Here is a 17712-nt window from a genome sequence, read left to right on the forward strand (position 1 = left end):
GGGTGGGGGGTGGCGCGGGCTGCCCTCGCGGCGGTGCGCAGGCGCAGCAGTCCTGCCGCCACCGCGCCGGCGCCTGTCGCCAGGCCGACCACCACGAGCACCCGGACCAGCACGGCCGGGCCGGCGGCCGGCGGGATCGAGCGGGACAGCGCGGCCAGGTTCGTCACTCCGGCGAACAGCGTGAGGCAGGCGCCGGCGAGCGCCAGCACGAAGTCGGCGGCCGGGCGGCGGGCCAGCGCGTACCCGCCGGCGGCGAGCGCCCCGAGCCCGGTGAGCAGCGTCCACACCTGGCCGGTGACCAGCTCGGCGAGCGTTCCGCCGAGGCCGGGGGAGCCGGTGTCCAGCGCGCGGGCCACGGTGAGCGCCACCGTGGCGGCGCCGCCCAGGGCGAGCAGCGCGCCCACCGCGCGCAGCGCCCGTACCCCGGCGGCGGTGCCGCCCGGCGCCAGCCCCGCCGCGCCGATCAGCAGGAAGCCCAGCGTGGCGGCCACCCACCAGGGGTACGGGTCGGGTGGCGGCACCCAGTCCAGCGTGCCGCGTACGGCTCCGGTGGCGTCACCGGCGCGCAGCGGGACGGTCCAGTCGCGTACCCGGTGTTCCCGGTCCGGGGCGGCGGCGACGGCGGCCGGCGGAGCGTCCTCCCGCCACAGCGTGCGCTGGTCGTGCCAGCGGGCGGTGGGTCCGTCGTCGATCCGCCGCCAGTCGGGCGCGGCGGCCGGGTTCGCCTCGGCGGGCAGCCGGGTCTCCCCGGCCAGCGTCCGGTTCAGGTACGTGGCGGGGGAGCGGGTGTTCTCGTACACGCCGTCGGGGCCGATGCGCAGGTACGGCTCACCGGAGTAGCCGAGCACCGTGACGTCGGCGCCGGTGTCGTTCGTCAGCTCCAGCCGCGCGCCGGCCTCCACCATGCGGGCGGTGAGCCCGGGGCGGTCCGGGTCGACGCCGCTGATGGTGGCGCGGTAGTCGGTGCCGTCGGGCGCGTCCGCGCCGTGTGCGGCGGCCGGCGCGGCGAGTGTGAGCAGGGCGGTGGCCGCGACGGCGAGCACCAGCGCGGCCCGGCGCAGGGGTGCGATCACTTGCCGGCCGCCTCCACCGCCGACTTGATCCCCTCGGGGCTGCGGTCCTGGAGCTCACTGCCGTTGACCTTGATGGTCGGGGTGCCGGTCACGCCGGACTTGCTCGCCTCGTCGGTGACGTGCTCGGTCCACGACCGGTACGTGCCGTCGGAGACGCAGGAGGCGAACTCGTCGCGGTTGAGGCCGACGCCCGCGCCGATGTCGACGAGTTCGTCGTTGCTGAGCCCGGCGCCGCCCTCCGCCGGCTGCTTGGCGAAGAGCTGGTCGGTGAACTCGCGGAACTTGCCGCCCTGGGCGGCGCAGCCGGAGGCGGCCGAGGAGCGGGTGGAGTATTCGGTGGTGGAGAAGCGGTTCAGGAATGCGACCGGGTGGAACACCAGTTTCGCCTTGCCCTCGTTGACGAGCTGGTTGAGCGTCTCGCCGTTGATCTGCTGGAACTGCTTGCAGGCCGGGCAGAGGTAGTCCTCGTACAGGTCGATGGTGACCGGTCCGGTGCCGAGCACGATGCCGGTGCCGGCGTCGTTGGCCCCGGGCGGGGCGGTGAACTCGTCGGACTTCTGGCTGGAGTAGACGGCCCAGCCGATGCCACCGGCGATGACGAGCACCAGCACCGCGGCGATCGAGGTCCAGAGCGTGCGCTTGCGCCGCTTCTCCCGGGCGATCTGCTCGCGTACGACCCGGGCCGCGTCCCGCCGCCCCTTGCGACTACTCATCGGTGTCCTCCACGGTGTCGTCGCCCGCCAGCCACCCGTCCACGGAGAACGGGGTGCGGGGCCAGATCAGCAGGAACCCGGCGAGTACCAGGAACCCGAGGTCCCGGAGGATCTCCGGGAGGTAGCTGGGTGTCTGGCCGGCGGCGAGCTGCCCGCCGCTGCCGAAACACCCGCAGTCGATGGCCAGGCCCCGGGCCCAGGCCGAGGCGATGCCGGCGATGAAGACCACGAGCAGCGCCGCGGACACGCCCGCGCTGATCCGGGTGGCGAGCCCGGCGAGCAGGAGCAGGCCCAGGGCCAGCTCGACGAACGGCAGCGCCGCGCCGATCACGGTGGCCACGTCGTACGGCATGACCTGGTAGGCGTTCACGGCCCGGCCGGAGGCGGCCAGGTCACCGACCTTGGTGCCGCCGGCGATCAGCCACACGGCGGCGAGCCCGAGGCGGGCCGCGACGCCGAGCCAGGGCCGCAGGGCCTGCCAGCGGCCGGCCCGGGAGGGGGAGGGGGTCACAGTCATTCGTCGTCCGAGCGCCACGAAAGGTTCCCGCTATCCGGCCAGCGTGTCGCCGACGGCGTCGACCAGTTCGTCGCGGGCTCGGGCCACCCGGGAGCGGATCGTGCCCACCGGCACCCCCTCCACGTCGGCGGCCTCGGCGTACGACAGGCCGAGCAGCTGGGTGAGCACGAACGCGGAGCGCCGCTCGGCTGGTAGTCGGCGGACCAGGTCGGTGGCGCCGAGCTGGCCGGCCGGGTCGGGGTACGGGCGGTCGGTGGCGGCCTGGGCGGCGAGCCGCGCGTCGAGCCGGCGGCGGCGCACCACAGTCCGCAGGTGGTCGGCGCAGGCCCGCCGGGCGATCCCGAGCAGCCAGGTACGCACGCTGGAGCGCCCCTCGAAGCCGGACAGCGCCCGGAACGCCCGCAGGTACGTCTCCTGGGTCAGGTCGTCCGCGCTGTCCGGGTCGACGAGCGCGGCGGCGAAGCGCCACACCTCGGCCTGGGTGGCCCGGACGAATGCGGCCTGCGCGTCGCGGTTCCCGTCGCGGGCGGCCAGCGCCCAGCCGGTGGCCGCGTCCCGGGCAGCGTCGGGCGCCGACTCGGGGCGGTCGGCGGCGGTGTCGCGCGGGCCGGGGATCACGTCACCCGAGGTTACGCGGCGTACCTGGAGGGGACAGGGTCCTTCGACCCATTCCGTGGTCCCGCACACGCCGGGAACTTTTTCCGCCCGCCGTCCGACTACCTTCCCATGACCTCCGAGCAGGCCCGGCGTGGCGCGCGCCGCCGCACCGGGTGGGCGCTCGGTCACGCCCGCGGGAGACCGGCTCGCCGGACCCGCCCCGGTTCGGGAACCATGGCGGTCATGACTGCTGCCGTACGCCGCCCGTCCCGGGCCGTCGCCGCCCGTTCCGGGGCCGTCGCCGGGCTGCTGCTCCTGCTGGTCGCCCTGCTGCTCGTCCCGGCCACCCCGGCCGCCGCCCACGCGGTGCTGGTGAGCAGCAGCCCGGCCGCCTCCGCCGTGGTGCCCGAGGCACCCGCGCAGGTGGTGATCACGTTCAGTGAGGGCGTCCGCAAGGTGCCCGGGAAGGTGCGGGTGATCGCCCCCGACGGCTCGCGGGCCGACCGGGGTGAGCCGACGTTCCAGGGCGCCGAGGTCACCATCCCGGTGGACCCCTCCGCCGGGCGCGGCACCTACCTGGTGAGCTACCGGGTCATCTCGGCCGACAGCCACCCGGTCTCCGGCGCCTTCACCTACTCCGTCGGCGCGCCGTCGGAGCCGCCTACCGACAGCGGTACGGACAACCGGGCGAACCCGGTCACCGAGAACGCGGTGAAGGTGGCGAAGTACGCCGGCTACGCCGGTCTGCTGCTGCTCGTCGGCCCGGCGCTGGTGCTGGCCGCGCTCTGGCCCCGCCGGCTGTCCCGCCGGGGGCCGGCACGGCTGGCCTGGACCGGGCTGGGTCTGCTGGCGGCGGCGACGCTGGCCGAGGTGTGGCTCCAGGTGCCGTACGTCAACGGCGGCGGCCTGTTCGACGTGACCGGTTCCGGCCTGGGTGACGTGCTGGGCAGCGCCTACGGCACCACGCACCTGGTCCGGCTGGGCCTGCTCGCCGCGGCGGCGTTCCTGCTCCGGCCGCTGTTCGCCGGTCCGATCGGCCGTACCGACGGGATCATCCTGGCCGTCCTCGGCGGCGCGGCGCTGTTCACCTGGCCGCTGGCCGGGCACGCGGCGGCCTCGCCCGCGCCCGCGGTGTCGGTGGTGGTGGACGCGGTGCACCTGGGCGGCATGGCGGTGTGGCTGGGCGGCCTGGTCATGCTCGCGGTGTTCCTGCTGCGCCGGGCCGACGAGCGCGAGCTGGACGCGATCCTGCCGATCTGGTCCCGCTGGGCGGCGCTCGCGGTGGCCGCGCTGCTGCTGGCCGGCACCGTGCAGGGCCTGATCGAGGTGGCCAGCATCCAGGCGCTGTTCGACACCACGTACGGCCGGCTCCTGCTCGCCAAGATCGTGCTGTTCGCGCTGGTGATCGGCGTGGCCGCGTACTCCCGGGCGCTGGTGCGGCGGCGGGTCGCCGCCGGCCGGCCGGGCGCGATGCGGCGCGCGGTGGTGGCCGAGCTGGTGATCACGGCGGTGGTGCTGGGCGTGTCGGCGACGCTCGTGCAGACCACTCCGGCGCGCACCGCCGCCGCGGACGTCGCGGGCGCCGAGCAGGGCTACTTCTCCACCACGCTGAGCAGCCCGATCTACTCGCTGGAGGTCCAGCTGGACCCGGCCGAGACCGGCAACAACTCGATGCACCTGTACGCCTACACCAAGGACAGCCGCCCTCAGCCGGTGCAGGAGTGGAAGGTCACCGCCGCGCTGCCGTCGGCCGGGATCGAGCCGATCACCGTCCCGCTGCTGCCGTTGAGCGACAACCACGCCACCGGTGAGGTCAACCTGCCGGCCCGGGGCGACTGGCAGTTGCGCATCACCGTCCGCACGACCGACATCGACCAGGCCACGGTGACCGCCACCGTGCCGATCAAGTAACGGAAGGTCCCATCTGATGATCCGTCTCCGGCGCTCCGCGACAGTCGCCGCGCTGACCCTCACCGCCGTCGCCACGGCCGTGCTCGGCGTGGCCGGGCCGGCCTCGGCGCACGTCACGATCAACCCGGCCGAGGGCAAGCAGGGCGGCTACGGCCGGTTCGCGTTCCGGGTGCCGAACGAGAGCGACACGGCGTCCACGGTCAAGGTCGAGGTGAACCTGCCGGAGAACGCTCCGGTCGGCTCGGTCTCCACCATGCCGGTGGCGGGCTGGACGGTCGCGGTGGAGAAGCGCAAGGTCGATCCGCCGATCGAGGTGCACGGCAGCCAGCTCACCGAGGCGGTCTCCAAGCTGACCTTCACCGCCGCGCCGAACGCCGGCGTGAAGCCGGGCGAGTTCCAGGAGTTCCCGGTGTCGATGGGTCCGCTGCCGCAGGTCGACACGATGGTGTTCAAGGTGCTGCAGACATACTCCGACGGCAACGTCTCCCGGTGGATCGAGGAGCCGACGCCGGGCGCGGAGGAGCCGGAGAACCCGGCGCCGGTGCTCAAGCTCGCCGCCGCGGCGCCCGCGTCGCCGGGCGCGAGCGCGCCGGCCGCCGCGCCGGACGACGACGATGACGACGACGGCTCCGGTGCCGCCACCGCCCTCGGCGTGGCCGGCCTGGTCGCCGGACTGGGCGGCCTGGCCCTCGGCGGCCTGGCGTTCGCGCGTACCCGGCGGGAGCCCGCCGCGAAGTCCTGAACGCGAGCGGTTCACCGGCCCGGCGGAACGATCCGCCGGGCCGGTCGCCGTCCCGGACGGGTGCCGCCGATATCCGGCGATCGGCCGACGCACGTCGGTAAGGTCGGCCGGGTAGTTGGCTACCGAGAGGGACGACGCGAATGCGTTTCGTACGCACGATCGCCGGCGTGGTGCTGCTGGCGTTGGGGATTCCGGCGCTGCTGGCGGGTGGAGGTCTCTGGCTGGCCGCCCGGCACGCCGACCCGGACGGCGGGTTCGGCGCCCGGTTCGAGCCGGTCCGCACGCCGGCCCGCGCGGTGGTGGTGGCCGACGTGGACGCGTTGCTGCGCGCCGACCTGCCGGTGGCGCGCACCGGGCAGGCCCGGCTGCACCTGAGCGCGCGGGACGACGACGGCGAGGTCTTCCTCGGCCTCGCCCCGACCGACCAGGTGCGACGGTGGCTGGCCGACGTCCCGCACAGCACCGTGCGCCGCGTCGCGGTCACCCGGGGCCCGCTGCCGGTCGATCTCGACCCGGCCACCGCCGGCGCCGGCACCGCCGCGCCGATGTCGGCACCCTTCTGGGTACGCGAGGGCGTCGGCTCACTGGAGTGGAGCCCGGCGGAGCTCTCCGGCCGGTCGTTGAGCCTGGTCGTGATGCGCGTGGACGGCGCGGACGGGCTCGACCTGCGGATGCGTGCCGAGTTGCGGGCCGGGTGGTTCCCCGGGCTGGCGTGGGCGCTGCTGGCCGGCGGGACGCTGCTGGTCGTCCTCGCCGTGGTGGTGCTGCTGCGCCCGCTGCGGCCGCGTGAGGTGGTCTTCGTGGTCGAGCCGGACCAGGTGCCGGTGCTGGCCGGTCGTCTCGGCGTCAGCTCGCTGAGCGGGCTGGGCCGGCAGCCGGGCCCGGCGTCGCGACCCGAGCGGCACCTGGTGGCGGTGGGCTCCGGGTCCGGGGGACGGACCCGAGCGGCGATCGCCCCGCCGCCCAGCCGGTGCCGCGACGACCAGGACTGACGAGGAGAACCCGAACGGCCCTCCGCGCTGCCGACGCGGAGGGCCGTTCTTTCACCGGGGGATCGGTGCTACCTGGGAGAAAACTGAGGTAGTTGGTACCAGATTAGCGCTGATCGCCGTTTGTTGCGAGGTGTGTCCGTTCAGTCCGAGTCATCGGTTTCTCGTCCGCATGCCGGCGGATCGGCAGCGCCGCGAGCACCAGCAGGCTCAGCAGGACGTACATGTTGCGGACCACGAAGTCGACCAGGTCGTCCGTGTGCACGACGGCGGTGCCCCAGTCCTGGAACGTCACCAACCCGTACACGATCGGCAGGCCGACGACGGCGGCCAGCGCGAAGAGGCCGCCGCGACGGCGGGCCCCGCCGGGCGTCGCCGGATCGGCGTCCAGTGCCGCGTCGACGAGCACCACCACCGCGGGGATGAACCAGTACAGGTGGTGGATCCAGGTGATCGGGCTGACCAGCCCGCCCACCAGCCCGGTCAGGGTGAGACCCACCAGCGCGTCCCCCGCGCGGGCCGCGCGCGCCGCCCGCCACAGGCCGAACGCGGCCACCGCCAGCGCGAGCAGCAGCCACGGCAGCCGGTCCGGCTCGGTCGGCGCGGTCAGGCGGCTGAGCAGCCCGAACAGTGACTGGTTGCCGGTGTAGTCGGGGCGGCCCACCCGGTCGGTCACCCACAGTTCATGGGTCCAGAAGCGCCACGAGTCGCCCGGCGCGACCGCCGCCGCCAGCAGCGTGGCCACCGCCGCTGTCACCGCCGCCACGGCCGCCGCCCGCCACTTCCGGGCGGCGAGCAGGTAGAGCACGAAGATGCCGGGGAAGAGCTTGAGCGCCGCCGCCAGCCCCACGCCCACGCCGGCCCAGCGCCGGCCCTGCGGTACGGCGAACAGCAGGTCGCCGAGGATCAGCACCACGAGCAGCATGTTGATCTGCCCGAGCGTGATCGTCTCCCGGGTGCTCTCCACAGCGAGCACCAGCAGCACGGCGACGGTGAGGCCGAACCCCCGCGGCAGGTCGTGCCGCCGCAGCACCGGCAGCACCAGCCAGCGCGTGGTCACCACCACCGCGGCCACCGTCAGCACCGCGAAGGCGGCGATGGCCACCCCGAGCCGCAGATACCCGAACGGCGCCAGGAGCAGCGCCGCGAACGGCGGATAGGTGAAGTAGAGCGCGCCCTGCACCCGGTCCGGCTGGACGTAGTCGTAGAGCGGGTGCCCGGCCGCCCACCAGTCCATCGCCGACATGTAGATCTTCTGGTCGTAGTAGTCGTGACGCAGGTTGCGCAGGTAGGGCGCCGGCAGGATCGCGATCAGCGCCAGCACCACGACCACCCGGAGAGCCGTACGCCCGCCCGCGTCGTCACGGGGGACGGCGGGTGGGGCGACGGGTTCGGCTGGCACGCAGGAAACCCTAGCGGTCCACCTCGGCCGCCGGGCCGAGGCGCGGGCGCGTCGGCGGCGCGTAGTCTGTTCCGGTGGCTGATCTTCTCGTCTGGATCGACTGTGAGATGACCGGGCTCGACCTGCGGCGGGACGCCCTGATCGAGGTCGCCGCGCTCGTCACCGATCCCGACCTCAACGTGCTCGGTGACGGCGTCGACGTGGTGATCCACGCCGACGACGAGGCGCTCGACGGCATGCCGGAGATCGTGCGGACCATGCACGCCAAGTCCGGCCTCACCGAGGAGGTACGCCGCTCCACGGTGACGCTGGCCGAGGCCGAGGACATGGTGCTCGACTACGTGACCAGCTACGTGAAGGACCCGCGTACGGCCCCGCTGTGCGGCAACTCGATCGCCACCGACCGGGGCTTCCTGGCCCGCGACATGACCCGGCTGGACGCGCACCTGCACTACCGGATGATCGACGTGTCCTCGATCAAGGAGCTGTGCCGGCGCTGGTACCCGCGGGTGTACTTCGGGCAGCCGCAGAAGGGCCTGGCCCACCGGGCGCTCGCCGACATCCGGGAGAGCATCCGCGAGCTGGAGTACTACCGCCGGACCGTGTTCGTGCCGCTGCCGGGGCCGGACGTCGAGGCCGCGAAGGCGATCGCCGCCCAGCTCTGACGTCCGCGCCGAACCCGGTGGACGGGGTCGGCCGGAGTGTGGCTATGATTAGTCCGCGCACCGCCCCGGGCGACCGGAGCGGCGAGCATGGTGGCTGTAGCTCAGTTGGCAGAGCACCGGGTTGTGGTCCCGGTTGTCGTGGGTTCAATTCCCATCAGTCACCCCAGACACGAAGCCCCCTCCTCCGGGAGGGGGCTTCGTCGTGTGCGGGGGTCAGGGGGTCGGCTCGACGCTCGGCGTACCGGCGTCCGGCGTGGTGTCGTCCGACGGCGGCTCGTACGGCAGGGCGCTGCCCTTGACGTACTCGTCCCAGCTCATGTTCCAGTCGGTCCAGCCGTTGCCGTTCTGGAGCTTGCGCTCGGTGCCCTTGACGGTGATCGGGTCACCGATGCGGGTGTTGGCGAACAGCCAGTTGCCTTCCTTCATCGAGACGTTGACGCAGCCGTGCGACACGTTCGTGCGGCCCTGCACGCCCTCGGACCAGGGCGCGGCGTGGATGAACTCGCCGCCCCAGGTGAGCCGCTGGGCGTAGTCGATCTCGGTGCGGTAGCCCTCCTCCGGGCCCAACTCCTCCATGGTGTCGAAGACCGTGTGCCGGAGCTTCTCGATCACCACCATGGTGCCGCTGGAGGAGGGGGTGCTCTTCTTGCCCAGGCTCACCGGGATGGTCTTGACCACCTTGCCGTCGCGGGTGACAGTCATCCGCTTGGTGCGGTTGTCGACGGTCATCACGAACGACGGACCGATCTTGATGTCGACGCTGAGGTCGGCCCGGCCGTACCAGCCGCCGCCCAGCGGCAGCCCGCCCGCCTGCACCTTGTAGCTGACGGTGCTGTTGGCCTTCCAGAACGTCTTGGGCCGGTAGCGCACCTCGGTCGGGCTCACCCAGTGCCAGATGCCCTCCTGGGCCGGCTTCGAGGTGACTGTCATCCGGCGCTGGATGTCGTCGCGGTAGTCCTCCGGGATGGCCCGGCCGAACTTCACGATCAGCGGCATGGCCACGCCCACGACCTGGTTGTCGCCGAGGAAGCTGGTGACCCGGATCTGCTTGGCCGGCTTCGCCATCGTGGTGAACGTGCTGGTGGCGGTGGCGGGCTTGCCGTCGTCGCCGGTCGCGGTCACGGTCGCCGTGTACGTCTGCCCGTACTCCAGGGCCGCTGACGGCAGCCAGCTCCCGCCGTCCGCCGCGAGCGTGCCGTCGACGACCTTGCCGGCGGCGTCCTTCAGCTCGACGGTGGTGTCCTGTGCCTCCTTCGTGGTGAAGGTGATGGCGGTGGACGCGGGCACGTCCTTGGCGTCGGCGGCGGGCTCGCTGATGGTGGCCGCCGCCTTCGGGGCCTTCTCGCCGCCGTCGCCGCCGCCCTGCCAGCTCGACGGCTTGTCGCCGCCGCCGCTGGTGCAGGCCGTCAGGGCCATCGCGGCGGCGAGCAGCCCGGCTGCCAGCGCGCGGCGGCGGCCGACGCGTCGGGCGCTCACGCCCCGGATCGGTTCGTCCTGGCCAGCTCGCATGACTCCCTCACAAGGTGATGCCGTTCCCCGTCGTCTCAGGTCAGACGCGCCGGAGCGGGTACGCGTTGCCGGACGTGAAACGGAACACCCCGCCCGGGTGTAACGATTCCCGTGCCGTCCGGCGCTTCGTCGGAGGTGGCGTGTCCGACCACGTTACGCCGGTCAGAACGGCGCCGGCTGCCCGCCCTGCGGAACGGGCAGCGCGCTGCCGGCGACGAACTGCGACCAGCTCATGCTCCACGCCGTCCAGCCGTTACCAGGGGCCAGGCGGCGCTCGGTGCCCTTCACCGTGATCGGGTCGCCCACCATCGTCTTGCCGAACAGCCACCGGCCGTTGGCCATCGACACGTTCACGCAGCCGTGCGAGACGTTGCGGCGCCCCTGCACACCCTCGGACCAGGGCGCGGCGTGGATGTACTCGCCGCCCCAGGTGATCCGCTGGGCGAAGTCGATCTCGGTGACGTAGCGGTTGGCCGGGTCCGGCTCGCTGCGGGTGTCGAAGACGGTGGACTCCTTCTTCTCCATCACCACCATCGTGCCGCTGGAGGAGGGGGTGCTCTTCTTGCCCAGGCTGACCGGCAGCGTACGGATGACCGAGCCGTTCTCGGAGACCGTCATCTGCTTGGTCGCGTTGTCCACGGTCATCTCGAACGCGCGGCCGATCTTGGCGGTGGCGCTGCGGTCGATGTTGCCGTAGCGGCCGTTGCTCAGCGGGATCCCGGCCAGTGCCAGCCGCACCGTGATCGTGGTGCCGGTCTTCCAGTACTCCGGCGCGCGGTAGTACGCCTGGGTGCCGTTGTCTACCCAGTGCCAGGCGCCGGGCTGCGGCGGGTCGGTCTGCACGAACATCCGCTTCTGCACGGCGGCCCGGTCCTTCTTCGGGATGCCCGGGGAGAACTCGGCGACCACGGGCATGGCGACCCCGTACGTCTTGCCGCTGAACATGTAGAGGCCGGAGCCGATCATCGACTTGGGCTTGGCCATCGTGGTGAACGTGCTGGTGCCCTGGTAGGTCTGGCCGTCCTTGCCGGCGCCGGTGACAGTGGCGGTGTACTTGGTGCCGTACTTCAGCGCGGCCGACGGCACCCAGCTGGAGCCGTCGCGCCGCATCCGCCCGGCGACGCTCGTTCCGTCGGCGGTGGCGAGCACCACCTTCGACACGGTGCCGCCGCCGGGGATGCGGGCGCTGATCTCGGTGCTGACCGGCCGGGCGTTCGCGCCGTCGGCCGGGCTCACCGTCAGCGGCGGCGCGGCGGCGCTGTCGCTGGGTGCGACGCTCGGGTCGGGCGCGGAGGACGAGACGCCGCCGACCTGCTGCTGGCCGGGCACGAACTCCGGCTTCTTCCCCTCGTCGCCGCCGCCGCACCCGGTCAGTGCCAGCGACGCCGTCAGGACCAGGGCGCCCACCGTCGCCCCGGCCCGCGCGAACCTGCCCATGCCCACCCCTGTCCTCGCGTGCCTGGCGGACATCGTGCCGTATCGACGCCGTCGGACCCGCCCCCGCGCCGGATCAGGTGACCGTTTTGGCCGGTTTCGCCGGTTAAGCTCGTCCGAAGGGTGGACCCCGGTATCGGATTGGAACCCGCCTCGGCGGGCGTGCTAATCTTCTTCCCGTTGTCAGAGAGCGCCGCTAGCTCAACTGGCAGAGCAGCGGACTCTTAATCCGCGGGTTCGGGGTTCGAGTCCCTGGCGGCGCACCAACGAGCAAGGCCCTGACCAGGCGTTCCACGCCGGTCGGGGCCTTTTTCGCGTACCTGGGTGCCGGTGCGGCGGGTGATCGTCCGTGAGGCGGGGTGGGAACCCGGCACGGGGTGCGCCTTGTGCCGCCACCCTAAGCTGATCATGGTCGTGCGGCCATGATGGACGGTCGGGCGACGACGATGAGAATGGGAGAAGACATGAAAGCCTTCCGACGGCCGCGGATCCGCAGCCTCGTCGCCGCCACCTCGGTCGCGGGCGCCCTGGTGCTCGGTCTGGGCGCGCCCGCGTACGCGGACTACTCGAGCCCGACCTACTCGACCCTGAAGGCCTGCAACGAAGCCCGGCCCAAGTACCAGTCGTCGTGGACGAAGCCGCAGGCGTGCCGCCCCATGTACAACTGGGACGGCACGAAGGTGATCGGGTACGCGTTCCTGGTGATCACCCGGGCCTGATCGGCATCCGTCTGCGGTACCTGACGCCAGGGAGGGATCGTGTCCGGTGAGGCCACCGGCAGCTCGGACACGATCCTCGTCTGCATCCGGGGCAACTCCGGCTCGGGCAAGAGCAGCATCGCCCGCGAACTACGACGCCGGCACGGCCGGGGCTGCGCCCTCGTCGAACAGGACTACCTGCGCCGCATCGTCCTGCGCGAACGGGACAAGGCCGGCGGCGTGGCCCCCGCGTTGATCGAGCAGACCGCCCGGTTCGCCCTCGACCACGGCTACCACGTGGTCCTGGAAGGCATCCTGTACACCGGCCGCTACCGCGACGTGCTGACCTCGCTGCGGGACGGCCATCGGGGGCGGTCGCTGTTCTGTTACCTCGACGTGTCGCTGGCCGAGACGCTGCGCCGGCACCTGACCCGCCCGCAGGCCGGTGAGTTCACCGCCGAGCAGATGAGCGGTTGGTACGCCGCGCGCGACGTCCTGGGCTGGCCCGGCGAACTCGTCCTCCCGGAGACCACCGGCCTGGCCGAGGCGGTCGAGGCGATCGCGGCCGCCTCCGGGCTGCCCCAGACCGGGCGTGACGACGACAGGCGTTAGGCGGCGTCACTTGCCCTTGCTGTTACTGCAAGAGGCAGTCTGGGGTCATGTTGTCGATCAGCGAGTTCAGCCAGATGTGCCACCTGTCGCCGCAGGCGCTGCGCTTCTACCACGCCGAAGGGCTGCTCGTACCCGCCGAGGTCGACGACCGGACCGGCCACCGCTCGTACGCCTTCGACCAGGTGGAACGGGCCATGCTGATCACCTTGCTGCGGGACACCGGAATGAGCGTCAAGCTGGTCCGGCGCGCCCTCGACGAACCCGACCAGGCGGTCGCCCTGCTCGACCGGCACAGCGACGAGGTCAGCCGGCAGCGCCGGGCTCAGGCCGACGCCATCGCTGCCGCCCGCGCCGTCTTCGAGGTGCAGCCCGAACCGCGGCTGAGGCACGTGCCGGCCATGACTGTGGTGGCGCGGCTCGTGCCCGGCACACCGCTCGGTCGTGACGCCCACGAGTGGGACCGGGCCGAGGAGATCATCGCGGCGGCGGCGGCCGAACTGGTCACCACGGTGCGGCAGGCCGGCGTCACCTGCCTGGGTGAGCCGTGGCGGACGCCGGCGCTGGAGACGCCGGAACAGGACCGGCGGGTACTCGACGGAGCCGGGCCGTTCTGGATCGTCAAGGTCGCGGTGGCGGGCGCCCCGGAGGCGCTGCCGTCCCTGCCCGCCGGCCTGATCGTGCAGACGCCCGAGGCCCACGACGAGCTGTCCATCTTCATGCCGGGCCGCAACACGATGGCCAAGTACTGCACCGTGATCCTGCGCCTGCTCGACGCCGTCCCGCCCGACGGCGACCGGTTCGTCGACCTGGCGCGTCTTCGTCAGGAGGTCCGCCCCGACGGTGTGCTGAGCAGCGCGCCGGTCGAACGACGACCGGGGGCACCCGCCCAGGACCATGAGCGCTGAACCCGTCGCAGCCCGGATATCAGAAGGTCGGCCAAGACCTGACGAAACTCGGCACCGCAGTGATTTCGACTGATGAGCGTCGTGCCGATTGTCTCGCTTGAGATGGGCAAGATGATCACCACGTGTCACCCCGCCGACGAGGGTGATCCCGGCCGCCGCATCTGTCACGTGGGGCGAATATCTCTGACGGTACGAATCGGTTTTCCACGGTCCCTGTTCGGCGCTGCGTGCTGCACCGATGACCTGCCCGAGTGGTTGGCGTGATGCCGCCCGCCGACCATTTCGGTGCGTGAATCGGTCTGAGTGGTCCGGCGCTGTCCCCCGATGGACGAGTGCGGCGTCGGCTGATTGTTCAATCAATGACAACTACACGGTGTCATATTCGAGGATGGCAATGCATGAAATCGTTCGCGATGGTGGAGCGAGTCGCGCGGCGTCAGTTGACTGCGGCAACCATCTACTGATCTGCGGTTTTAAAGATCGGTCCGGCCGCCCGAGGTCACCGCACGTGGGTGTGGCAGTCGCTGAACCTCCCAGTGTGGAGGGCGGACTTGATTACCGAGAGTGTTGAGCGATCGATGGGATGTCCAGTTCGCCGCGATCCGTCCTGACGCAACGTGTCCGACCTTGTGCGCTGAGGCAGGACGCCCTTAGAGTCCCGCTCGCACAACTGAAAGCACACGGGGGAGGGTTTGTGGCACGTCGAGTGACGGCCACTGTCCGTTCGTGCCTGGCTGCGGGCGTCGCCGTACTGACGGCGGCCGCGTTGGCGGGCGTACCGGGAGAACCGGCGGAGTTTCTCGCCGCTGGACCGGACGGCGTGACAGGTGGCGTGGAGAGCCGGACCGATGAAGCGGTGTCCCTTCGGGCCGCCCGCGACTCCGGCAAGCCGGTGCAGGTGAAGAGCCTCACATCGGAGACGACCGAGGTCTTCGCCCTGCCGGACGGTCAGTTCCGGGCCGAGCTCTCGGTCGGCGCGAGCCGGATCCGGCGCGGCGACCAGTGGGTTCCGGTCGATCTGACCCTGCGCAAGGGCGCGGACGGGCGGATTGCCGCCGTCGCCCACCCGTTCGATCTGGTCGTCTCCGGCGCACAGCCGAACGGCACGACGGAGCTGGCCGTCCTCGGCCACGGAGCCGACCGGCTCGCGGTCGGCTGGGCCGGTCGGCTGCCCGAGCCGAAGCTGGACGGCGGACGGGCCACCTATGTGGACACGCTGCCCGGGGTGGACCTGATCGTCGAAGCGACCCGCGCCGGGATGGAGGCGTTCTTCGTCGTCAAGGACCGCAGCGCCGTGAAGCAGGTCGCCCGCCTCACGCTGCCGATCACCGGGCCGAACGCCGCCCGGGCAGTCCGCGACGCCGGCGGCAACACCGCCATCCAGGACACCACCGGCCGGGTGGTCGCGCGCACTCCCGCACTGCGAATGTGGGACGCGCGGGTCGACGCGCTCGGGAATCCCGCCACCGAGACGGCGGTCGCATCCACGATCGCCCCTGCCGCCGCGGCCCGTGGAACCGGCCGGCTCGACCTGACGCTGACCCCGGACATGCGCTGGTTGACCGACTCCGAGCGGCAGTATCCGATCGTCATCGACCCGACGATCAACCCGCTGTACACCACCTTCGACACGTTCATCCAGGCCGGCGACACGGTCAACCGGGGCGGCACCGACGACCTCCGACTCGGCCGGCTCGGTCCGACCGGGCCCGTCACCCGGTCCCTGCTGCGCTGGGACACCGCGGCCCTCGTCGGCAAGCAGATCACCTCCGCCACCGTCTCGTTTTGGAACTGGTGGTCGCCCCAGTGCGAGGGCCGGTCGTGGGAGCTCTGGACCGTGGGCGCGGTGGCCGACGACATGATCTGGGACACCCAGCCGGCGTGGAACAACCAGGAGGCGACCACCCTGGCGACTGCCGGCTACGACGCCAGTTGCAACGACGCCTGGATCGGGATCAGCGGTACCAAGTTCTTCCAGCGCGCGGCGAACGCCGGTGACACCCGCGCCGACATGGGTCTGCGGGCCACCGACGAAGCCGATTCGAAGGCCTTCAAACAGTTCCGCTCCCGCAACGCGGCCACCAGTACCGAGGTGCCCAAGGCCAGCGTCACGTACAACTCGTACCCGACCGTGACGGCCCGGTCGACCGTCCCTGCCTCCACGTGCGCGACCGGCTCGGGTCGCCCGCTTGTCAACACCCTGACGCCGCAGCTCAAAGCCACAGTCGCCGACGGTGACGGCACCGCGATGACAGTCACCTTCGAGTGGTGGGCGATGAACGCGGAGAAGGCGATCGGTTCGGCGTCGTCCAGCAACGTCGCCTCCGGCGCCACAGTGGCGGCGACCGTTCCCGCCGGCGCCTTCGTGGACGGCGGCATCTACCGCTGGCGGGTGAAGGCCGCGGACGGGGTCAGCGGCAGCGACTCCTGGTCGTCGTTCTGTGAGATGCAGGTGTACACCACGGCCACTCCGGTCACCGGTTGCACCGGCGGAACGGACAGCGACTTCAACGGCGACGGCGTCGCCGACATCGCGATCGCCGACCCGGAGGCCACAGTCAACGGCCAGATCCGTGCCGGCCGGATCAACGTCACGTACGGCGGCAGCACGACTGTGCACACCCTGCACGAGAGCGGGGCGAACATGCCCGGTGCGGCCGAGGCGGGTGACCGCTTCGGCACGTCGATCTCCGCGTACGACGCCAACAACGACGGGTGCACCGACCTGGCGGTCGGCGTGCCGAACCAGGCCGTCAGCGGCCAGGCCCAGGCCGGTGTCGTGTACGTGCTGTTCGGCTCACCCGCCGGCCTCGCGCAGGGCCCGCCCGCCGTCTGGTACCACCAGGACAGCGCCAACGTCCCCGACGCGGCCGAGGCGTACGACTGGTTCGGCTACGCCGTCGCCGGCAGCCGGACCGCCAGCGGTGAGCCGTACCTCGTCATCGGCGCTCCCGGTGAAGGACTGGGCAACCCGTTCACCGGGGTCGTGCACTACCTGCGCGGCGCCGTGAACGTGGTGATGTCCCAGGGCAGCGGCATCCCGGGCTCGGCCGAGACCGACGACCGCACGGGCTATTCGGTGGCCGCCTCCACGTACCACTGGGCGGTCGGTTCCCCGGGCGAGGCGATCGGCACCGAGGCCTTCGCCGGAGCGGTGAACGTGTTCAGCCACACGCTGACCAACGGGCTGCCGACGCTTGCCGCCGGCCTGGAGCAGAACGTCGCCAACGTCTCGAACGACGCCGAGGCCAACGACAACTTCGGCAAGTCGATCTCGATCGCGCCGTACCGGCCCGTCGGTGCTCCCGCCGGCCAGGCCGACTCGCTGGTCGTCGTCGGCGTGCCGGGTGAGGACCTGGTCGTCGCGGCCACCAACACCCCGGCGCCGGACGCCGGGCTGGTGCACCGGTTCCACGTCACCGCCGCGAACACCTTCACCGAACTGCCCGCGATCACGTACGCCTCGGAGGACGGTGACTACCTGGGCGAGAAGGTCGTGGTGGTGAACACCGCGCCGGGCAGCGAGGGCACCAACGCGACGATGTTCGTCGCGATCGGCGTGCCGGGCGAGGACGCGGGCACGTCGGTGGCCGACTCCGGACGGGTACGTATCTTCCCGGCGCTGGCGAATCCGATCGGTACGCCGACCACGCTGCACCGGGAATCGGGCAGCATGCCGGGGACGGCCGGCGTCCAGGAACTGGTCGGCACGTCGCTCTCGGCCACCTCGCAGCGGCTCTACGTCGGCACTCCCTACGGCGCCGACGCCGTGTACGGGTTCACCTGGTCCGACCTGAAGGCGGGCAACACGGTCCCGAGTGTCACCTGGCAGCCGGGACAGGGCGGTCTCCCCACCGGGCACAGCGCGTTCGGGGCGGCGATCAGCTGATGAAGAGCATCGACATGAGTAGTTATCCAGCGGGGGAGGACCAGAGGGTGGCCCGT

14 protein-coding genes, 2 tRNA genes and 1 pseudogene are annotated in these 17712 nt (G+C 72.0%); 10 read left to right on the plus strand and 7 right to left on the minus strand.

All coding sequences use genetic code 11. The features are described 5' to 3' along the window. The 4 genes from EAD96_RS14095 to EAD96_RS14110 form a co-directional block, all read right to left on the minus strand. A partial coding sequence (locus EAD96_RS14095) for a hypothetical protein (RefSeq protein ID WP_121684578.1) occupies positions 1-1073 on the minus strand: 1073 nt, incomplete at its 3' end. Then, entirely contained in the window at positions 1070-1786 is a 717-nt protein-coding gene (locus EAD96_RS14100; RefSeq protein ID WP_121684579.1) for a thioredoxin domain-containing protein, read from the minus strand. The genes EAD96_RS14100 and EAD96_RS14095, both read right to left, overlap by 4 nt. Beyond that, on the minus strand, positions 1779-2303 hold the full coding sequence (locus EAD96_RS14105; protein ID WP_120571381.1) for a MauE/DoxX family redox-associated membrane protein: 525 nt from the start codon (positions 2301-2303) through the stop codon (positions 1779-1781). The genes EAD96_RS14100 and EAD96_RS14105 overlap by 8 nt, the downstream gene beginning before the upstream one ends. 30 nt (positions 2304-2333) lie before the next feature. Continuing rightward, complete coding sequence (locus EAD96_RS14110) at positions 2334-2921, minus strand: sigma-70 family RNA polymerase sigma factor (RefSeq protein ID WP_013284395.1); 588 nt, start codon at positions 2919-2921, stop codon at positions 2334-2336. Positions 2922-3134: 213 nt separating this feature from the next. On the opposite strand from EAD96_RS14110, the gene EAD96_RS14115 reads away from it, so the two are divergent. The 3 genes and pseudogenes from EAD96_RS14115 to EAD96_RS31900 all read left to right on the plus strand — a co-directional run. Further along, positions 3135-4811, plus strand: a complete 1677-nt coding sequence (locus EAD96_RS14115; protein WP_199733165.1) for a copper resistance CopC/CopD family protein — start codon at positions 3135-3137, stop codon at positions 4809-4811. 16 nt (positions 4812-4827) lie between these two features. Next, positions 4828-5553, plus strand: coding sequence for a YcnI family protein (locus EAD96_RS14120; RefSeq protein WP_121684580.1), 726 nt, complete (start codon positions 4828-4830; stop codon positions 5551-5553). A 647-nt stretch (positions 5554-6200) separates the two neighbouring features. Then, a pseudogene (locus tag EAD96_RS31900) lies at positions 6201-6632 on the plus strand (hypothetical protein); the annotation flags it as partial. Positions 6633-6648: 16 nt separating this feature from the next. On the opposite strand, the gene EAD96_RS14130 reads toward EAD96_RS31900, so the two are convergent. Beyond that, positions 6649-7944 carry a glycosyltransferase 87 family protein gene (locus tag EAD96_RS14130; RefSeq protein ID WP_121684582.1) on the minus strand — a complete coding sequence of 432 codons (1296 nt, stop codon included), beginning with the start codon at positions 7942-7944 and terminating at the stop codon, positions 6649-6651. Positions 7945-8018: 74 nt separating this feature from the next. Between EAD96_RS14130 and orn the strand changes: the two genes are divergently transcribed. Both orn and EAD96_RS14140 read left to right on the plus strand, forming a co-directional pair. Beyond that, a complete protein-coding gene (gene orn, locus EAD96_RS14135; protein ID WP_013474266.1) occupies positions 8019-8609 on the plus strand; it encodes an oligoribonuclease in 591 nt (196 codons plus the stop codon). A gap of 90 nt (positions 8610-8699) precedes the next feature. Continuing rightward, positions 8700-8775 (plus strand) — tRNA-His (locus EAD96_RS14140). A 47-nt stretch (positions 8776-8822) separates the two neighbouring features. Here the strand turns inward: EAD96_RS14140 and EAD96_RS14145 are convergent. Then, complete coding sequence (locus EAD96_RS14145) at positions 8823-10118, minus strand: Ig-like domain-containing protein (protein WP_120571376.1); 1296 nt, start codon at positions 10116-10118, stop codon at positions 8823-8825. A gap of 162 nt (positions 10119-10280) precedes the next feature. Beyond that, the gene (locus EAD96_RS14150; protein WP_120571375.1) at positions 10281-11555 is read right to left on the minus strand and encodes an Ig-like domain-containing protein; all 1275 of its coding nucleotides are present in this window, start codon (positions 11553-11555) and stop codon (positions 10281-10283) included. A 187-nt stretch (positions 11556-11742) separates the two neighbouring features. Between EAD96_RS14150 and EAD96_RS14155 the strand changes: the two genes are divergently transcribed. The 5 genes from EAD96_RS14155 (at position 11743) to EAD96_RS14175 (ending at position 17656) form a co-directional block, all read left to right on the plus strand. After that, positions 11743-11818: transfer RNA gene (locus tag EAD96_RS14155), tRNA-Lys, on the plus strand. A 198-nt stretch (positions 11819-12016) separates the two neighbouring features. Continuing rightward, positions 12017-12271, plus strand: coding sequence for a hypothetical protein (locus EAD96_RS14160; protein ID WP_091329812.1), 255 nt, complete (start codon positions 12017-12019; stop codon positions 12269-12271). A 39-nt stretch (positions 12272-12310) separates the two neighbouring features. Then, positions 12311-12862, plus strand: a complete 552-nt coding sequence (locus EAD96_RS14165; RefSeq protein ID WP_120571374.1) for a kinase — start codon at positions 12311-12313, stop codon at positions 12860-12862. Positions 12863-12909: 47 nt separating this feature from the next. Further along, a complete protein-coding gene (locus tag EAD96_RS14170) occupies positions 12910-13767 on the plus strand; it encodes a MerR family transcriptional regulator (protein ID WP_121684583.1) in 858 nt (285 codons plus the stop codon). 694 nt (positions 13768-14461) lie between these two features. Beyond that, positions 14462-17656, plus strand: a complete 3195-nt coding sequence (locus EAD96_RS14175) for an FG-GAP repeat protein (RefSeq protein ID WP_121684584.1) — start codon at positions 14462-14464, stop codon at positions 17654-17656. Positions 17657-17712 lie beyond the last annotated feature (56 nt).

Source organism: Micromonospora sp. BL1, assembly GCF_003667485.1.
Classification (GTDB): Bacteria; Actinomycetota; Actinomycetes; order Mycobacteriales; family Micromonosporaceae; genus Micromonospora; species Micromonospora tulbaghiae.